This is a genomic window from Amycolatopsis sp. lyj-108 (assembly GCF_046549005.1).
GTDB lineage: Bacteria > Actinomycetota > Actinomycetes > Mycobacteriales > Pseudonocardiaceae > Amycolatopsis.
Map to the genome: position 1 here is coordinate 258,000 of NZ_JAJPWQ010000013.1, position 15,490 is coordinate 273,489.

A 15,490-nucleotide genomic window follows, 5' to 3' on the forward strand; every position below is an offset into this window, starting at 1 on the left:
CAGGTCACGTGCGGGGCTCCCGTTTGACCAGACGGACTTGCTCGCCCTCGAGAAGCAGGGAATCGACCAGGTCGTCGGTGACCTCGTCGTGCTCGCTCGCCCGCACCGTCACAGTGATCGCGAAGTCGTGCAGGGCCTGCCGGAGCGGCTGAGGAACGGTGGCGAAATCCGCCGTCTCCTCGGCGTTGCCGCTCAGCACCACCAGTGCTTCCCTTGGCGCCTCAATCCCGGACACGCTGGTGTCCACTATGGACGCCAACCCGGCCTCGCCGACCGCTTTGCTGGCCGATTCACGCAACGCGAGCGCGGCGAGATACTCGATGACCTGGTCACGACCGAACGCGGGCATCGCTGCAGCCGCCACCGTCCTCGCCGAACATCCTCTCCAGGAAGTCGTACCTCATCGCGTCGATCAAATTTCGCCGCGCACCCACGAAGTCCGCCCTCGACAGTGGTGGTCGTCGCCGTCCTCGGCTTCTTCGGTCTCTCTCACACGGCCACGCTGCAGGTGTACTGAATCCAGGCCGACCTGAATTCAGTACACTTGTTGGCGAATCTCGCGCTCAAGCTCGGCTTGCGCGTCGTCGTCGTTGGTCCCCAGGATGGGCGGGTCCGGCTCTTGCGGCGCCGAATCCGCCGCCAGGAGCTCGCGGTACCTTTCCAGCAGTTCATCGCCTGTGCGATATCGGTACAGTCCGCGGGGCTCGGTCAGCTGCAGCGTGTACACCAGGTCTGGCCGGTCCGGCCGCCACTGCAACCGGTACGGACCGAATCCGGCCAGCGCCGACTCCTCACCCCGCAGGTCCCCCGCCCGTACATCTGCCGCCAGCCCGTCACCGTCATGCCTGCGGCGCCCACCTGGCGATGACAGGAACGGGCACACGATCGCCGAGTACACCATGCACACCTCGTGCCCAGGCACCTCGCGGGTCACGATCGGCTGCGCGAACTCCCCAGCCCGGCTCAGGACATACGCGACCCGCCTCGCCGTCGACGTCCCCACGGCATGCCACTCTGTCTCGCCCTCACGCATCCGCCGCCCGCACACCGAACACCGCCGCTGCACCGCGCACAGCACTTGACGACTGCCCGACGATTCGGCCCACTGCGGAACGCCATCATCCCAATGCGTGATCGCCGGTACAGGCACACCCCGGCGATCACGAGGACGCGTCGCGACCGCCTGAGGAACCGGCACAGTTTCGATACGCATACGCGCAATCTAGCCGCAGTGGACCACATCGCCTCACATGTCGGTGGCCTGCACGGAACCCGAACGCCTGCCGGCCCGCGACACCGACCGCCAGGAAGCCGAGAACGTCATCGACACCGACGGCTTGGCAATGGTCTTGGCCGCGAGCGGACACGTTCTTGTCGATGTCGCGCGCCGAGCGTCTCCGCTTCTGCTCGCCTGCCAGCGGTTGGCATGCAGGGGTCCGCGCCCTCGATGCTGGAGAGACCGATCCGAAGGCGAGCCTGGCGGGCCACGGAACGGTGGCTGCCACGCCCTCCGCAGGCAGGATCGCGAGGTGACACTTCTGCACCCTCATCGGAAGCTGCGGGGCGGCAACGACCTTTAGACGACCTGAGACGCTCTTCGCGGGGTGCACATAGCGGGCTCGCACACCACCTCAGCAGACACTTACGTTAATTGGCAGGTATCTTTGAAGACTTTCACACTGGGATTGTTTGCGGCACCAATCTTAAGCTGGACGAGTCCAATAAATGTTTACTATATGGGCTTTCTCCCGATCTCAGTAGCCGGTTTGGCTAGCTCCGCAGCAAGGTATCTCGTCCACGATTGGGCGTTCTTCTCGATCTCAGCAATGCTGACCTGCTGAAACACCTTTGCATTAGTTTCGCTGAGGACAACGTCGAGCGGAAGGAACCCACCGACAAGCTTACGGATGTCCCACGCGCCCACGGCTTTCTTCCCGTCAGCGTCGAGCCGTGTTCTTGCGTGTCCAAGGGACAGGACAGCCTCGTCAAGGTGCGTCAGGCTGTTACGCAGTTTGGCAAGCATGGGTACGGGTTTCGGTGGCTCGGTGCTCGCTACTTTCCTGCCCCAAACCTCGAGCTGATGGGCTGCTGTGACCAGCAGATGCCCGCACGTGAGCACTCTGCCGAAGCGAGCCCGGATCTCGATCTCAGATGCGACGCTGTCCAGGGCATGGGACTCGATCAGTTCGCGGAGCACCTGCCTGTATTCGTTGGCTTGGCGTGGAACGGCACTCGCCCAGTAACTCGCCAGGTCGAGCGCGACCATGTGCTCGAGCACGTCCGCGGCGGTGAACCGGATCACCAAGCCATCGTTCTCCATGAGTGCCCCCATCAGCGCTTGTGGCTACCAAGTCGAGGTAGTCGGCGCATTTGTTACTGCGACGTGCGACTGATCCGACGGCGTCGGGTCGGTCGAAGAGCCTACGAACGGTTTATCCAGCCGTGCGCACTTCGTCGACATCTGCCCACTTGCGTCGCGTCCCGTCCTTGATCCCGAGAACTCCCTGTTCGGCGAGCACGGCTCGACCAGTCACGACGTATTCCGGCGGTAGTGTTTCTTCGCGAAGCCGAGGTCACGCCGCACAGCTAGCACGTAGTCTTTCTGCGCTTCACCGAGCCGGAACATTCATCGACTCGTGTCCTCGAACGACGACGCTGGTACTGTCGCCTTCTTCGCGCCGGGCATTACGTCGAATAGCTCACCGAGTACCGCGGTGATCTCCTCAGCGGCGGCGCGCGGCTCCGGGTTGCCGACCATCCGGATCTCCGACCACGCCACGAGAACCGCCGCCTTCGCCTTTCGCGTATCTGCGGCCTGATAGATGGCGGTCGTGGTGTACCGCCATGCGAACGACTCCCACCGCTGCACAGCCACAGCAAGTCCTCCGATGTGGCTATGCCAGGTCATCAGGTCACCGTAGCGACGAGAAGCCGAGGTAGGCGTCACGACGCTCCTGTTTGCTCTCCGAGCCCTTGTCCGGGCCGGGCGGCATAATCGAGAACACACTGCACGCTGTCTTCAAACCGGCGGCGCTACCGCCGTCGACCTTCGAGATCTCGTCGAAGGCACGCCTAACACATCGGCAGTACATGCACGCAGGCAAGCGCTCGTCGAGGGCAAGCTCGCTTACACTGACGGCACGCAGGATTGACCGAAGCCCAGTCTGTCCTTGTCTGGGCGTGCGGTTGCGCCGGTCAAGGACCGCGGTTCTAAAGCCGCCCGATCTTCATCAGGTCCAGCGTCGCCAAGGCCACCATCGACGAACCTTCACCGATTTGGCAAGTGGCGCGTCCGGGAGCGGCGTACTATCGGGTCCGCTTACGCTGATCCTGCACTGCCAGCCCGTGCGATATAGACGTGCTGGAGCCCAATCGCCAACTGGTGGCTGCGTAGCGTTAGGAGCAGTAGCGGAAGACCGCCGATCCATGGCCTGGGCAGCGATCGATCATCGGAAGGTGCCCTGACCCACCCGGGCTTTCGATAGTCGACCGCTGCATCAGCGGCTACTTCTTCTTGTGATACGCCTCAACGACCTCGGACGGGATGCGACCACGATCCGACACCGAATACCCGTTCTTCCGGGCCCACGCGCGGATTGCCTGGTTCTGCTCACGATCGACGGGTGTCGTTCCCTTGGGTGCTGCGCCGAACGCTGCCGCAGCCGGGATGACCTTAGCTGTGCGCTTGCGGCCGCCTGCCCGTCGACCGCGATCGACGTACTGCGCCAGCGCGTCACGAAGCTCTTCGGCGTTGTCCTGGGAGAGATCGATCTGATATGTCACGCCATCGAGTGCGAATTCGACGGTCTCGTCCGCTTCCGAGCCATCGATGTCATCGACAAGACTCACCAAAACCTGCTGGGCCACGCTGCGTCCTCCAGAATGAGAAATATGAGATTCACTCGATAGTAGTATGCAGCCTGCCCGGTCGCACAGGCATGTCTCGAATTCTGCAATTCGCGGCCTCGGCAGCCTAGCCTTGTGAAGCCGCCAGCCACCCGCGCAACCAACGCGGCATGGCGGAATGCCCGCCATCACCGGCATGGCCGCGCTGACGCCATTCACCGACCGAAGTCCCATGCGCTTGAGCGACCGCGCGACAGAGACAATTAGCACTTTCAGGCCGGTACTCGGACGACTACGCGAGCGCGTTCCCATGGCTGCGATGGGCACCGTGTTGGGTTGGCGAGGTGCCCGAGCGCAACGTTCATCGCGCGGGCATAGGACTGTGCGGCGGTCGACGCGGGGCATGCTCCGGGCTAGAGGCTGGAGACCGGTCTGTGCGCCACCGGTCAGGTCGAGGAAGTCTCGGCGGAGCGGAGTGTTTCTGCCAGAAGCGCGGGCGGGCACGTCCACGCTGCCCTGGAGATTCGGCCGGAAGCGCAGTGTCCTGCACGACATCGGCGGCGACTCGGATGTGCCGTCTGCGTGGGTCAATGGTGGCGTTAGAGTCGGCCCACCATGAGCCGAACATGCGAGATACAGGTGCTCACCTGCAATGTCCAGCGAGCCAGCGTGTCGAGGACTCGCCGGCAAGCCGCGTGGTTCTGCGAGAATGGTGCCGACGTCCTGGTTCTCACTGAGGTGTCGGCCGGCGAGTCCGGTGACGTTCTGGCTCAGTTGCTGGTGGACGCGGACTTCGGTGTGGTGCTCCCCGAGCCGTCCGGCGATGATCGGTACCGGGTTCTCGTGGCCAGCCGCGGTGTCGATCCAGCAGTTGTTGACGTCGGGGCAGGTGCGCTGCGGCACCGGTGTGTCGCCGCACGCATCGGCCTGCCTGCGGGTGAGATCGGGGTTACTGGCCTTTATGTACCGTCGCGAGGCTCTGCGGCTCGGCGCAACGTGGACAAGCGCGCATTTCAGGAGCGGGTCGCAGCGGTGTTGCCGACCGTGGCGGCATGGGATGTTCCTGGACCTGTGGTGATCGCTGGCGACCTCAACGTGCTGGAGCCGTGTCACAAGCCGCGCTATGCGGTGTTTCGTGATTGGGAGTATGACTTCTACCGGGCCTTTAGCCGAACCGGATTTGAGGATGCCTTCCGCCTCGTGGAACCGGACGCGATGGACTACTCGTGGTTTGGCCGGCCTTCCGGGGACGGCGGGCGTAACAGATACCGATTCGATCATGCCTTCGTCAGCCGCTCGCATCGCTCTGCTGTGGTCGCGTGTAGCTACGACCACTCGGTGCGAACAGCTGGTCTGACCGACCACTCCGCTATGACTGTGACACTCGACCTGACTGGCGTGTGATGGCGTAAGCCTTTCGTGCAACGACGCAGGCGGTCGGCGTGGGCTGCGCACACTGCTGTTGGAGCGCTGCTAGGGTCCGCCCCACGCCTTCGGGCGTCAGCAAGCATCGTTGCTGGAACAGTGGGCGAACTGAGCGCGGTCGTGGTGGAGGACTTCGAAGATGACAGTGGCAGAGCAGAATCCGCGCGACGTGGTGGACAGCCTCGTTGCAGGTGTGACCCCGCTCGACGAGCATGAGGTTCACGACAAGACTGCGACGTTGCAGTGGATTCGATCGGGTGCGCCGCTGTTCCGAATCACACGCCCGGCGACGCCCGACAAACACCTGTGTGTCTACTTTGCGTTGCTCGATGATGCGCGGCGCTCAGTGCTGTTGGTCGACCATGTGAAGGCCGGCTTGTGGTTGTTTCCGGGCGGCCACGTCGATGATGGAGAGGATCCGCGCACAACTGTGCTGCGTGAGGCTTTCGAGGAACTGAGCATCGACGGCGAGTTTCACCCGCGTTTCGGGAATGAGCCGCTCTTCCTGACTGTGACCAAGACGCGCGGCGAACACAGTCACACAGACGTGTCGTTCTGGTTCGTGCTGGCCGCTGACCACGACATGCGCATCGAGGCGGACCCGCGTGAAGCGAACGAGGTGCGATGGTTCGATTTGGACGACCCCGCAGAGTGGGCGCACGACAGGTTCGACCCACACATGAAGCGCTTCCGTGACAAGCTGTTGGCTCGTCTGGGCACTCCGGCGATGGTGGGCTGAGCGTCTCCAAGGACCGCCACGTGCCTACATGGCGGGCTGGCCGTTCGCGGCCGCGGTAGCTCCTCGTAACTTGATGGTGGTGAGCAGTGCCGCGTGGTCGCTGAGGTCCTCGCTGCGGGTGGCGTGGTCGTATGCGCACGTGTGGATGTCCCCCGCTGCAGCGCTGATCAAGGTGTGATCCAGTCGTTGGCTGCCGAAGCGAGGATTGATCCAGCTGTGGTCGCCGCCCGCGGGGTTGAGTTCGCGGTAGGCGTCGCGGAGGCCCGCTGCCAGCAACCTGGAGTAGAAGGCGTAGTCGTGATCTTCGAACGCCGGAAGATGGGGCCGGTGGTCGGGCTCAACGACGTTGAGGTCGCCCACCACACACAGCGCTGAGGTGCTGATCTCGGCGAGATACTGGAGAAACCGCCCCTGAAACTCGCGGCGACGGGAGCTGCTCTCCGCGGTCATGCCGTTTGTCGGCCCATACAAGCCCACGAGGCGCACGGTTGTGGTGTCGTTGGTGAGGTCCGCGGCAACGACGCGAGGATCGAACCCAGCCGGTTTCACCGATACAGCCGTGATTCCTCGAGCGGCGACAGTGGCGAAGTAGCGGGCGTCTCTCCAGCCGGGTGTGCAGGTGGTGGTGAATCCTTCCGCTTGGAGACCTGCCAGAATGTGGCGTCCTCCTTCGGAGGGCTGCATCTCGGTCAAGACCAGCGTGTTGCTCTTGGTGGCCAGCAGCCAGTTGACGATGCGTTGCGCACGGCTGGGGTTGGGGCTGTTGACGTTCAGTGCGCACACGCGAAGTTCGTCGACCGGGCCGTCCTGGTTGGCCTCGTTCTCGACTGTGGTCGCCCCGAACAGCATTCCCTGCCAGGCGTCGTCGCTCACAGTGTCTACCTTTCCTTGAGAGCTGCGGATCGGATCGCCGGATCGGGATCGGTGATCAGTCGCTGGATCCGGGTGATGGTGTTGGTGAGTTGACCCGCGGTCAAGCGCTTGCTGGCGCGTTGTTCGGGTGATTCTCGAGCTGCACCGTAGACCCAGAAGAAGCCCCCCGCAGCGGCGTCGAGGATCAGGAACCGCTCTTTGGCGGAGGGGCCCCGCACGAGCAGGGAGATGGTGTCGGCTTGGGCTTGCACAGTGTGCACGCTGGTGTGATGCAAGGCGTAGGTCGAGCCCGGCTGTTCGACCCGTTCGTGGATGGGGAGCAGGCTTTCGGGGTCAGTGTCTTCGCCGAACTGGTCGTCGCGGCCGAAGATGCGGTGGTGGTATCCGCCTCGGAGGATGTGGCTGGCGAAACTCCATCGGTGGTTGTGCGGCCGGTCGAAGAATCCTGGCTTGTAGTGATGCAGCCTCAGCCGGACACCGAGGTCGGCCGCGTCGTAGAGGACCAGCTTGTGCATGAAGTCGTATCCCTCGCACATGTCGGCCAGATGGGGCTCATCGGCGACTCCCGCGACGAGGGTGGACAGCAGGGCGGGGTCGCTGGCCAACGCGTGGAATAGCGGGGTGCAGCCGCGCAGAATCGAGGCGGTGTCGTTCCAGTCGATGTCGCCGAGTGCGGCGAAAGTGGGGTGAGGCGCGCTGGTCATGGCTGGTTCACCGTCCGTCAAGGTCCGTCGTTGAGGGCGTAGGGCGACGCGTCGAGGAGGCGTTTGAGGTGAGGGTGCAGGCGATAGAACTGGGTGCCGTTCGTAGGTTGCGGGGTGAGGTCGGGTAAGGCGCCAGTGGCGGCGACGTGTGCGGCTCCGTCCAGCAGAAGCTGGAGCTGGGTTGTTTTCACCCTGGCCGCCAGCGTGGCGAGAGGAACGATCGGGACGGCGTGCGTCGCGATGAGTTCGCCCGCGTCGACCTCGGGACGCGCCATGTGCAGGCTGCACACGACTGGCTCGTCATGCAGTAGCGCCCAGCCGACAGCGTCCATGCCGCGGTAGGTGGGCAGCGCGCCGTTGTGGGCGTTGAGGACGCCCGAGGGGGCGGTGTGAAGGACGAAGTCCGGAACCACGGGCATGCCGACGAGGAGCACGATGTCGGCCCCGGCGGAATGGATCGCTGCGGCTACTTCTTCCCAGGTTCGGGCCGTGGTGGCTTGCACACGGCGCGGCATGTCGACCGAGGGTGAGGGGTGTGACTGGCCGGGTGGATACCAGGCGCTGGAGTAGTTCGACGGTTCGGTCAGCGGACTGCGCGGAGGTGCGTACCAGCACACGGTCTCGATCGGCAGCCCCGCGGTGGTCGCTGCGGAAACGAGACGTCCGGCGCTGCGCGAACCGGCGCCGGCCAGCACGACGATTCGAGCCTGGCTTGTCGTGACAAGCCGGTCTGGCTTCAAGTCCTCTTCATCGGCGCCGGCGGGACTGGAAGGCATGGACCGGGTGGTCAGCCGCCGTTGAAGCCGGTCGGTGGCCTCACCGAGCACGCGTCCGACGGCCGCTAACTGGGCGGTTAAGCCGGGTTCGTTCCACTGCCGGTCGCCGCTGGGGGTGTGGTGCGCCCAGACGGCGCCGATGAGTTTGCACGCCGTGTTGAGGAAACGCAGATCGCCGCTGGACTGGGAAAGGTCGACCCAACGCGCGGCCAGTGCCAGCCAGGCCGCTCCTGCCTCAGGGCTCAGTCCCGTGATCTGTTCTCGGACAGGTGGCTGGAACAGGCCGCTGACCTCGAATCGGCGGAGGAGAACGGCGTCGGCCCCGGTCGGGTTAGACGGCGTGCGGGCGGGGTCGCAGTGCGTATCGGCGGATGTGTCAGGGGCGTCGGTAGCGCGAAGGTGTTCTAGCGTGTCCAGGGTGGTCGGCACCGAGTGCAGCCGGCGCGCCGGGCCGTCTGCGGGGAGGGCCAGTAGGTCATCGATCGCGAAGTCGCCATCGATAGCGACCCGGACTGGGTGGCGTGCCACCGCATGTCCGCGCGTGTGGGTCTGTTCGGCCGCGGGCGTGACTGTCACCGTGCCACCGCAGCGGAGACCTTGGCGAGAGCATCGAGATAGCCGGCTACGAAGGGCTCGTCGCCCTCGTATCCCCACAGTGGGAGTTTGACGAAAGTGTCGGCGAATCCGGTTACTCCCGGCATTCCGGTGAAAGACGGTGTGGTGGGTGTCCAGGGCGCGAACGGGTCACGGCGCGCGAACAGCGGCTCCGAGCTGATGTCGCGAGTCGATCCTGGCACGTCCACCTCGGAGGCTCCCTCAGCTTGGCACAGAGCGACGAACTCGTCCCGGGACACCGAGGCATTCTCCGGGTTGAATCGCAGCCCGAGCACGTAGAGGCCATGCTCCCCCTCTGCCTCGGGCACGACGGCAGGGGCGATCACCGGGTTCTCGGCCAGGGCGGCGGTGTAGCGGGCGAGGATCGCGCGGCGGCGGCGTTCGGTGTCGGTCGCGTGGTCGAGTTGGTGGACGCCGATGGCGGCGCCGAGAGTGGTGATGCGGTGTTTGAGGCCCATCCCGGTGAAGGCGTACGGGTAGTACTCGGCCGCGGGGTCGATTTCCTTCAGGCAGCGCTTGTTGTAGTGCCCGTAGAGCAACGCCATTTCGCGGTAGCGGTCGTTGCTGGTGACGAGAACTCCGCCTTCGCCGGTGGTGATCGCCTTCTGATTTGTGGAGAACACCGCCATGTCTCCGAAGGTCCCGACTCGCCGCCCCCGCGACGTCGCGAAGTGTGCGTGGGAGCAGTCCTCCAGCAGCAGCAGGCCGTGAGCGCGGCAGAACTCGACGATCTCGTCCATCGGGCAGGGGTTGCCCCACATGTGGGTGACGATGACCGCCCGGACCGCTGATGTCAGTTTCTCCGCCAGGGTCGCGGCCGTGACGTTGCCGTAGTGGTCGGCGTCGGCGAAGCGGACTTCGATGCCGTCGTGGGCGAAAGGACTGGCCGTGGCGAAGAAGGTGTAGGCCGGGGCGAGGATCGCGTCTCCTGGCTGAAGACCAGCGATGCGGCTCATCGCGTGGATGGCCGCTGTGCCGGACGCGAACGACACGGCGTAGGGCGTGCCGACGAAGCGAGCGAAGGCCGACTCGAACTCCCCGATTACACCGGAGGAGTCCCGGTCGGACAGGGACCGGTGCAGTTGTGCGCGGACCGCCTCGTCCAGGTCGGGGGTTACAGCGGGCCACTTGTAGTGTGGTGGCTGAAGGTTGAGGACTCGTGTTCCACCGTGGGCGGCGAGCGGGCTGGTCATGGTCATCGCGACGCTTCTCCGTTTCTCGGTGTGGCTGTCGCCGCGTGGGGTGGGGGCGGGGTTCGAAGAGGGGTCACGATCGGTGCGAGCCGCCGAGCGGTGTCAGGTATCGGCTCGTCGGGGTCGAGGTCCGCGGTGTGCCATCCCTCCCGTGTGGCGAACGCGTGCAGGTTGGCGGCGGCCTTGCTCTGGTAGTCCACGAACGTCTCCCGGCCCAGTTCGTCGAGACCGCCGTAACGGGCGTGCATCCCCAGCTCGGCCGGCCGGAAGTTCCGGCGGCGGTCGTACAAGGCGCCGGCGTCGGCCCGCAGCAGCACGACCGCGTCGGGCATCCTCACGCGGTGGAAGATCACCGCCAGATCTGGCTCGCTGAATCCCTGCAGGAGCAGTTTGGCGAAGAACTTGTACACCCAGCCATCGACGATGATGTCGAATCCCGCGTCGAGTAGCGGCAACACCACGGTTTCGGTGTGCGCGGTGAACCACGCTGCCTGCAGTGACACCCAGAACGAATCGGAGAGGTCCGGGGCGTCTCCGCTGTGCCAGAGCATGGTGGACAGGTGTTCCATCAGCGTGGCCGCGTAGGTCGAGGTCGCCGAGATCTGCCTGCGCGGAACGAACACCAGGGCCCCGGTACCGGCTGATGTCGGGCGGGGCGCCGCTGGACCCTCGAGCCGGGCGATCGCCGTCTCATAGCTGATGTCGGCGAGGTGACACGCCAGGGATGTCTTCCCGACGCCGTCTGTTCCTTCCAAGGCGATGAAGCGACCAGGCACGCGCGCGGCTCCTCTCGCTGGTGGCCACACCCTGGCGAGTGCGCGTCCATTGATTGTCGTGATGGCGGGCAGACAGGGCAATATGTCCGCGCCGCAGGACTGCAAGGGGGCGGCGCGGCGCTGGAGGTCAAGGGCCGCATGGGTCGTTCGCGTTGATCAGATGCCATCCGTCAGTGTCAGACCATCGGGTGAATTCCTGGTCGAGCAGCTGCGCGCTCGACTGCCGCAGCGTGGGACGGACATGGTCTATCGCGAGTGCCAGTGCGGTGGCCAGGTCACCCGCCGCAGTGTCCAGGAGTGCGAGCACCGCGGAATCAAGGCTGGAATCAACCCGGTCCGAGCTGTGGCGGCTGAGGAGATCGAGCATGCCGGTGAGTACGCGGAATGAGCTGTGTTTCAGGACGCCCCGCGCTGCGCGCACGCGACGGCGGGAGACGCCGTCCAGGATTTTCTCCAGGCTCTTGAGGGTGTAGTCGAGTGCGAAGTGGCGATCGACCCACATTTGCGCACGACGTGAGCAGACGCCGATCCGCCAGTCGGCGAACTGTGCCTCGACCCGCCCCATCGCCGCGTCCGCCGCGCCCGCGAGGCCTTGCGCTTGCACCGCACGGGTGTAGGGGGCGCCGATCAGGCACTCCATCGACACCAGCATGTAGGAGATCTCGGTGTAGAACGGGCGGCCTGTCGTGTGCTTTTCCACGAAATCCGGGTCGGTGACGCCCTCCACGATCTGCTCGACTGACAGGTCCGGCAGTGGACGCAGCAGTAAGTCGGTGCGGGCCTGGAATGCGTGGCTCGCCGCCAGTTCGTCAGCGGTCATCAGGTGGTCGAAGGTGATGTAGGTGAATCGCGTCGGCACGCCGAGGGCGGACAACGTGCGGATCGCCAGGGCGTTCTGTTCGGCGGTGCTGCCTTTGGCGAAGCGTTCCAGGATCGAGGTCACCCCGGACTCGACACCGAACAGCATCCTGCGCAGACCGGCGCTCAGGAGCCGGCGCCACATCGAGGCGCGCTCCATGTGCCAGGCGCGGTCGCGATCCGGGCGAACGACCTGGTCGATTCTGCACGACGATTCCCAGGTGAATCCCGCGTTGCTGATGGTGGTCGCGATGTCGAGTGACCGGCTGACAGCGTCGGCGCCGCGGCCGATGAATTCCTCGTCGACGACGTAGAGGGTGCGTGAGATTGCTGGGTGCCGGTCGGCGACCCTGCCGATTTCGGCAAGCATCCAGGTGAGGCTGTCGGTGTTGCCGCCGGACCAGGAGCCTTTGTGCCCGCGGGGGCAGAACGAGCAGTGGCTGGTGCATCCCCGGGAGATCTCCAGCTGCGCGACACCGTTGCGCGCGAATGTGGCGTCCAGGAGGTCGAGCTCGGGCAGGAAGTCGTCCTGGAGCCGGTTTGGCTGGATGGCCGTGTGCCGCGGTCTGGTGCCGATCGCGATGGCTCCGCCCCGTGGAGCTCCGCGGTAACCGATGCCACGGACACTGGCGAGGTCGCAGTCGCCGTGGACATGCGACATCGCGTCGGTGATCGTAGGCTCACCGGCTCCGCGGGCAATGAGCAGCGTCGGGTATCTCTCCAGCAGCATCGTCTCGTTGCGCACGGTCAAACTGCCCCCGGCGAGCACCAGCGGCGGGTCGGGGAGGCGGTCTAGCCGATCGAGGAGCTCGGTCATCAGATCGTGCTGGCCGAAGGTGGCCGAGATCCCCACCATGTCGGGACCGTGATCGTGGACCCAGCGCATGATGTCGTCCAGCGAGGAGCCCAATTGCATGTCGATCAACTGCACCTGCCCCATGAGCGTGAGCCGTGCTGCCCGGGCAAGGTCAGAGATGGCCAGCGGAAACCGAGGCAAAGGAAACCACTCGGGGTGGTACAGCGACGTCAGCAGAACCTTCGGGCGTGCCAGCCGTGCCGGGGCGTCGCCGGACAACTCCGCGACGGACAGCCAGTGATCTGGGTCGGAGAGACGCACCGTGCCGGCAGTCCACGCCGGCCATTCACGGCTGCTGTGCGGCTGGCCGGACAGGTCGGCGACCACCCAGCCGCGTAGCTCGGCGGTTCGTTCCGCGAACAGGAGCCGACGGTCCAAGCCACCCGTGAGACTGAACCTGCCGGGTACGGCACCGGCCAGCAGCTTGCTCAACCTGGTCACATCCGTCTCAGGGATCTCCGGCAGCGCTGCGAGGATGTGGTCGGCGACCGCCTCTCCCGTCGTCGCGCGCAGCGCCTCGACAAGCCGAGCGAGAAACGGAGAAGGTAGTCGCCCGCGTGTGGTCGTTGAGGTGGTGAAATCCTGCAGCATGCGCATACCGTGCTCCCCGCCAGGATGTGCCGTGGATATCCAGCACACCTGCACGAGGGCGTGGCCGGCAAGAGCGTCGGACACACCCGGACTGTCCGACAATCCACATGTCCTTCACCTGCGCGGATACAGACCAACCGGGCCACTCCACGTAAGGTTTCGGACAGTATGGGACACCCACCGGCCCACCACAGAGATCGATGACATCACCAGCAGACGACATTGACCCACTCAACGCCGCCAGCGTCGCCGAATTCGCTGAATGCCTTCGCGCCGTGCGGCTCCGAGCGGGCAACCCGTCCTACCGTGCGCTCGAGCTATGGGGCGATCGCAACAACATCGCACTCCCCCGCAGCACCGTCCAAGACGCTCTCGCCGGACGTCGACTACCACGCAAGCCTCTAGTTCTCGGGCTCGTTCGCGCCTGTGGTATTCCCGCCACCGATCACCGCTGGGACCTCGCCTGGACTCGCCTGGCAGCTCACGCGAGCACAGCCTCTTCACCGCGAACCAATCTCCAGCAACAACTGACGCGTGACTTCGCGTCTGCGGGCCTCCTCCGGATCGGCTCAACCTACCTCGGTGAGCTGGAATGGAAACAGCTCTTCGCCGAGGTCACCGAACTCGACATTGTCGTGGCCTACGGCCAAACCTGGCGCAACATGCACGCCCGGGAACTCGCCCAAGTCGCCGCCAGGCCCCACAGCCGAATCCGTGTGTTCCTGGCCGACCCCGACGACGACCTCACCGTCGCGGTCCTGGCCGACCGTTTCGACGCGACTCCCGACGAACTACGTGAGCGCATCACATCAACTCGACGCGCATACGAGGCGCTCAGCCGGTCCACCCACAATCCCATCGAGGTGTACTACCGACCGGGTGATCGCGTGTTCAGCTTCTACCGATTCGATGACATCGCCGTCGTCGGGCTTTACAGTCACTCCCGTGCCCGCGGCGCAGGCGTGCCGGTCTTCGTCTGCGCACGGCCCGGCGAACTATTCGACTTCGTGCAAGACGAACTCGCCGTCATCCTCGACCAGAGCAGGCTGGCATGACCTCACCCCACTCTGATGACCGCCCCACTCCCTCACCGATCCCGACCCGGCAGCTCGGCACCACCGGTATCACCGCACCCGCCATCGGCATCGGCTGCTGGGCCATCGGCGGCTCCGACAACAATCTCGGTATGCCGATGGGCTGGTCGACCGGCGACGACGAAGCACGCTCCCTCACCGGGCTGGAAAAAGCCTGGCAACTCGGCGCCCGCCTCTATGACACCGCCGACGTCTACGGCCACGGCCGCTCCGAACGCCTACTCGGACGACTGGTCGCACAGGTTCCCCGCCACGAGATCGTGCTCGCATCGAAGGTCGGATACTTCGCCGGTACCGCCGAACACGGCTTCGAACCGCGCCACATGCGCCGCCAGCTCGAACAATCACTGGACAACCTTCGGACCGACCACCTCGACATTTACGCCCTCCATCACCCAGACTTCGGAGTCAACGACCGCTGGCTGTACCCCGCGATCGAGGCCATGCACTCGTTCCGCGATGAGGGCCTGATCAGAGCTATCGGGATGCGCGGTCCGCACCGCTTCGCGCTGGATCGCTTCACCACTACCCCCGACCAGCGCGGCGACAAGATCGCCCGCTTCCGCGCTCTGTTCGACATCGTGCGACCTGACGTCCTGGCGATCCGCGACAACCTCCTGACCCCCACGTCACGATCGGCAGGCGTGTTTTCCTTCGCCGACGACCACAACGTCGGCATCCTGATCAGCAAACCCCTCGGGCAAGGGCTGCTCACAGGGACCCGTCGCTCCGATGCACAGCAGGCATTCGGCGAGGGAGACCACCGGCTCCGTAAACGTTGGTTCGCCCCTGACGCCCTCAAAACCATCAACACGGGACTCGATCGCGTCCGCGCCATCGTCGGCCAACGGACCGAGGATCTCATCCGAGTCGCGCTCTGGGGATGCCTTGACCGCTCGCCTAACGCTGTCGCGCTCGTGGGATTCACAACCCCAGATCAGGTCGAGATGAACTTCCGCTCACTCGGGTCGAGGCCGAGTGCCGCCGAAATCGCCACGGCACGGGAGATCATGGCCGACGTGCAGGTCCACCTCGACACAGCGGGCGAGGCCGTTCTGACTACGCCTGCCCCTTTGCCTCCTCGCTGAACAACCGCCACGGCTACTGGCCAGCGTCGTCGTGCCGATAGCTGGGCGCCTACCAA

At 65.2% G+C, this 15,490-nt stretch carries 15 protein-coding genes; 4 read left to right on the top strand and 11 right to left on the bottom strand.

The genetic code is table 11. The annotated features are described in order from the left end of the window. Window positions 1-4: 4 nt before the first annotated feature. The 5 genes from ACLJO0_RS36830 to ACLJO0_RS36850 all read right to left on the bottom strand — a co-directional run bounded on the left by ACLJO0_RS36830 (window position 5) and on the right by ACLJO0_RS36850 (window position 3,867). Complete coding sequence (locus tag ACLJO0_RS36830) at window positions 5-349, bottom strand: hypothetical protein (RefSeq protein WP_410583880.1); 345 nt, start codon at window positions 347-349, stop codon at window positions 5-7. Window positions 350-535: 186 nt separating this feature from the next. Then, the gene (locus ACLJO0_RS36835; protein ID WP_410583882.1) at window positions 536-1,213 is read right to left on the bottom strand and encodes a hypothetical protein; all 678 of its coding nucleotides are present in this window, start codon (window positions 1,211-1,213) and stop codon (window positions 536-538) included. Window positions 1,214-1,732: 519 nt separating this feature from the next. Further along, on the bottom strand, window positions 1,733-2,320 hold the full coding sequence (locus ACLJO0_RS36840) for a hypothetical protein (RefSeq protein WP_410583884.1): 588 nt from the start codon (window positions 2,318-2,320) through the stop codon (window positions 1,733-1,735). Between the two features lie 306 nt (window positions 2,321-2,626). Next, window positions 2,627-2,908: a hypothetical protein gene (locus ACLJO0_RS36845; RefSeq protein ID WP_410583886.1), complete on the bottom strand. Its 282-nt coding sequence runs from the start codon at window positions 2,906-2,908 to the stop codon at window positions 2,627-2,629. A gap of 596 nt (window positions 2,909-3,504) precedes the next feature. Beyond that, complete coding sequence (locus tag ACLJO0_RS36850) at window positions 3,505-3,867, bottom strand: histone-like nucleoid-structuring protein Lsr2 (RefSeq protein ID WP_410583888.1); 363 nt, start codon at window positions 3,865-3,867, stop codon at window positions 3,505-3,507. 648 nt (window positions 3,868-4,515) lie between these two features. On the opposite strand from ACLJO0_RS36850, the gene ACLJO0_RS36855 reads away from it, so the two are divergent. After that, on the top strand, window positions 4,516-5,250 hold the full coding sequence (locus ACLJO0_RS36855; protein WP_410583890.1) for an endonuclease: 735 nt from the start codon (window positions 4,516-4,518) through the stop codon (window positions 5,248-5,250). Between the two features lie 160 nt (window positions 5,251-5,410). Beyond that, window positions 5,411-6,010, top strand: coding sequence for an NUDIX hydrolase (locus ACLJO0_RS36860; RefSeq protein WP_410583892.1), 600 nt, complete (start codon window positions 5,411-5,413; stop codon window positions 6,008-6,010). Window positions 6,011-6,034: 24 nt separating this feature from the next. Here ACLJO0_RS36860 and ACLJO0_RS36865 read toward each other — a convergent pair whose 3' ends face one another. From ACLJO0_RS36865 to ACLJO0_RS36890, 6 genes are all read right to left on the bottom strand, one after another. Further along, window positions 6,035-6,883 (bottom strand): endonuclease/exonuclease/phosphatase family protein, encoded by an 849-nt coding sequence (locus tag ACLJO0_RS36865; protein ID WP_410583894.1) that lies wholly within the window; start codon window positions 6,881-6,883, stop codon window positions 6,035-6,037. A 5-nt stretch (window positions 6,884-6,888) separates the two neighbouring features. Then, window positions 6,889-7,587, bottom strand: coding sequence for a hypothetical protein (locus ACLJO0_RS36870; RefSeq protein ID WP_410583896.1), 699 nt, complete (start codon window positions 7,585-7,587; stop codon window positions 6,889-6,891). Window positions 7,588-7,604: 17 nt separating this feature from the next. Then, window positions 7,605-8,939 (bottom strand): formyltransferase family protein, encoded by a 1,335-nt coding sequence (locus ACLJO0_RS36875; protein ID WP_410583898.1) that lies wholly within the window; start codon window positions 8,937-8,939, stop codon window positions 7,605-7,607. After that, a complete protein-coding gene (locus ACLJO0_RS36880) occupies window positions 8,936-10,177 on the bottom strand; it encodes a DegT/DnrJ/EryC1/StrS family aminotransferase (protein ID WP_410583900.1) in 1,242 nt (413 codons plus the stop codon). The genes ACLJO0_RS36875 and ACLJO0_RS36880 overlap by 4 nt, the downstream gene beginning before the upstream one ends. Continuing rightward, a complete protein-coding gene (locus ACLJO0_RS36885; protein WP_410583902.1) occupies window positions 10,174-10,947 on the bottom strand; it encodes a dTMP kinase in 774 nt (257 codons plus the stop codon). The genes ACLJO0_RS36880 and ACLJO0_RS36885 overlap by 4 nt, the downstream gene beginning before the upstream one ends. Before the next feature lie 127 nt (window positions 10,948-11,074). Continuing rightward, window positions 11,075-13,258: a B12-binding domain-containing radical SAM protein gene (locus ACLJO0_RS36890; RefSeq protein ID WP_410583904.1), complete on the bottom strand. Its 2,184-nt coding sequence runs from the start codon at window positions 13,256-13,258 to the stop codon at window positions 11,075-11,077. Window positions 13,259-13,452: 194 nt separating this feature from the next. Between ACLJO0_RS36890 and ACLJO0_RS36895 the strand changes: the two genes are divergently transcribed. Together ACLJO0_RS36895 and ACLJO0_RS36900 are read left to right on the top strand one after the other, a co-directional pair. Beyond that, window positions 13,453-14,307, top strand: coding sequence for a hypothetical protein (locus tag ACLJO0_RS36895; RefSeq protein ID WP_410583906.1), 855 nt, complete (start codon window positions 13,453-13,455; stop codon window positions 14,305-14,307). Then, a complete protein-coding gene (locus ACLJO0_RS36900) occupies window positions 14,304-15,434 on the top strand; it encodes an aldo/keto reductase (protein ID WP_410583908.1) in 1,131 nt (376 codons plus the stop codon). The genes ACLJO0_RS36895 and ACLJO0_RS36900 overlap by 4 nt, the downstream gene beginning before the upstream one ends. Window positions 15,435-15,490 lie beyond the last annotated feature (56 nt).

Bases quoted from the DNA above. Each gene is read 5' to 3' on its own strand.
- ACLJO0_RS36830 (WP_410583880.1), bottom strand. From the start codon at position 349: ATGCCCGCGTTCGGTCGTGACCAGGTCATCGAGTATCTCGCCGCGCTC.
- ACLJO0_RS36835 (WP_410583882.1), bottom strand. From the start codon at position 1,213: ATGCGTATCGAAACTGTGCCGGTTCCTCAGGCGGTCGCGACGCGTCCT.
- ACLJO0_RS36840 (WP_410583884.1), bottom strand. From the start codon at position 2,320: ATGGAGAACGATGGCTTGGTGATCCGGTTCACCGCCGCGGACGTGCTC.
- ACLJO0_RS36845 (WP_410583886.1), bottom strand. From the start codon at position 2,908: ATGACCTGGCATAGCCACATCGGAGGACTTGCTGTGGCTGTGCAGCGG.
- ACLJO0_RS36860 (WP_410583892.1), top strand. From the start codon at position 5,411: ATGACAGTGGCAGAGCAGAATCCGCGCGACGTGGTGGACAGCCTCGTT.
- ACLJO0_RS36870 (WP_410583896.1), bottom strand. From the start codon at position 7,587: ATGACCAGCGCGCCTCACCCCACTTTCGCCGCACTCGGCGACATCGAC.
- ACLJO0_RS36880 (WP_410583900.1), bottom strand. From the start codon at position 10,177: ATGACCATGACCAGCCCGCTCGCCGCCCACGGTGGAACACGAGTCCTC.
- ACLJO0_RS36890 (WP_410583904.1), bottom strand. From the start codon at position 13,258: ATGCGCATGCTGCAGGATTTCACCACCTCAACGACCACACGCGGGCGA.
- ACLJO0_RS36895 (WP_410583906.1), top strand. From the start codon at position 13,453: ATGACATCACCAGCAGACGACATTGACCCACTCAACGCCGCCAGCGTC.
- ACLJO0_RS36900 (WP_410583908.1), top strand. From the start codon at position 14,304: ATGACCTCACCCCACTCTGATGACCGCCCCACTCCCTCACCGATCCCG.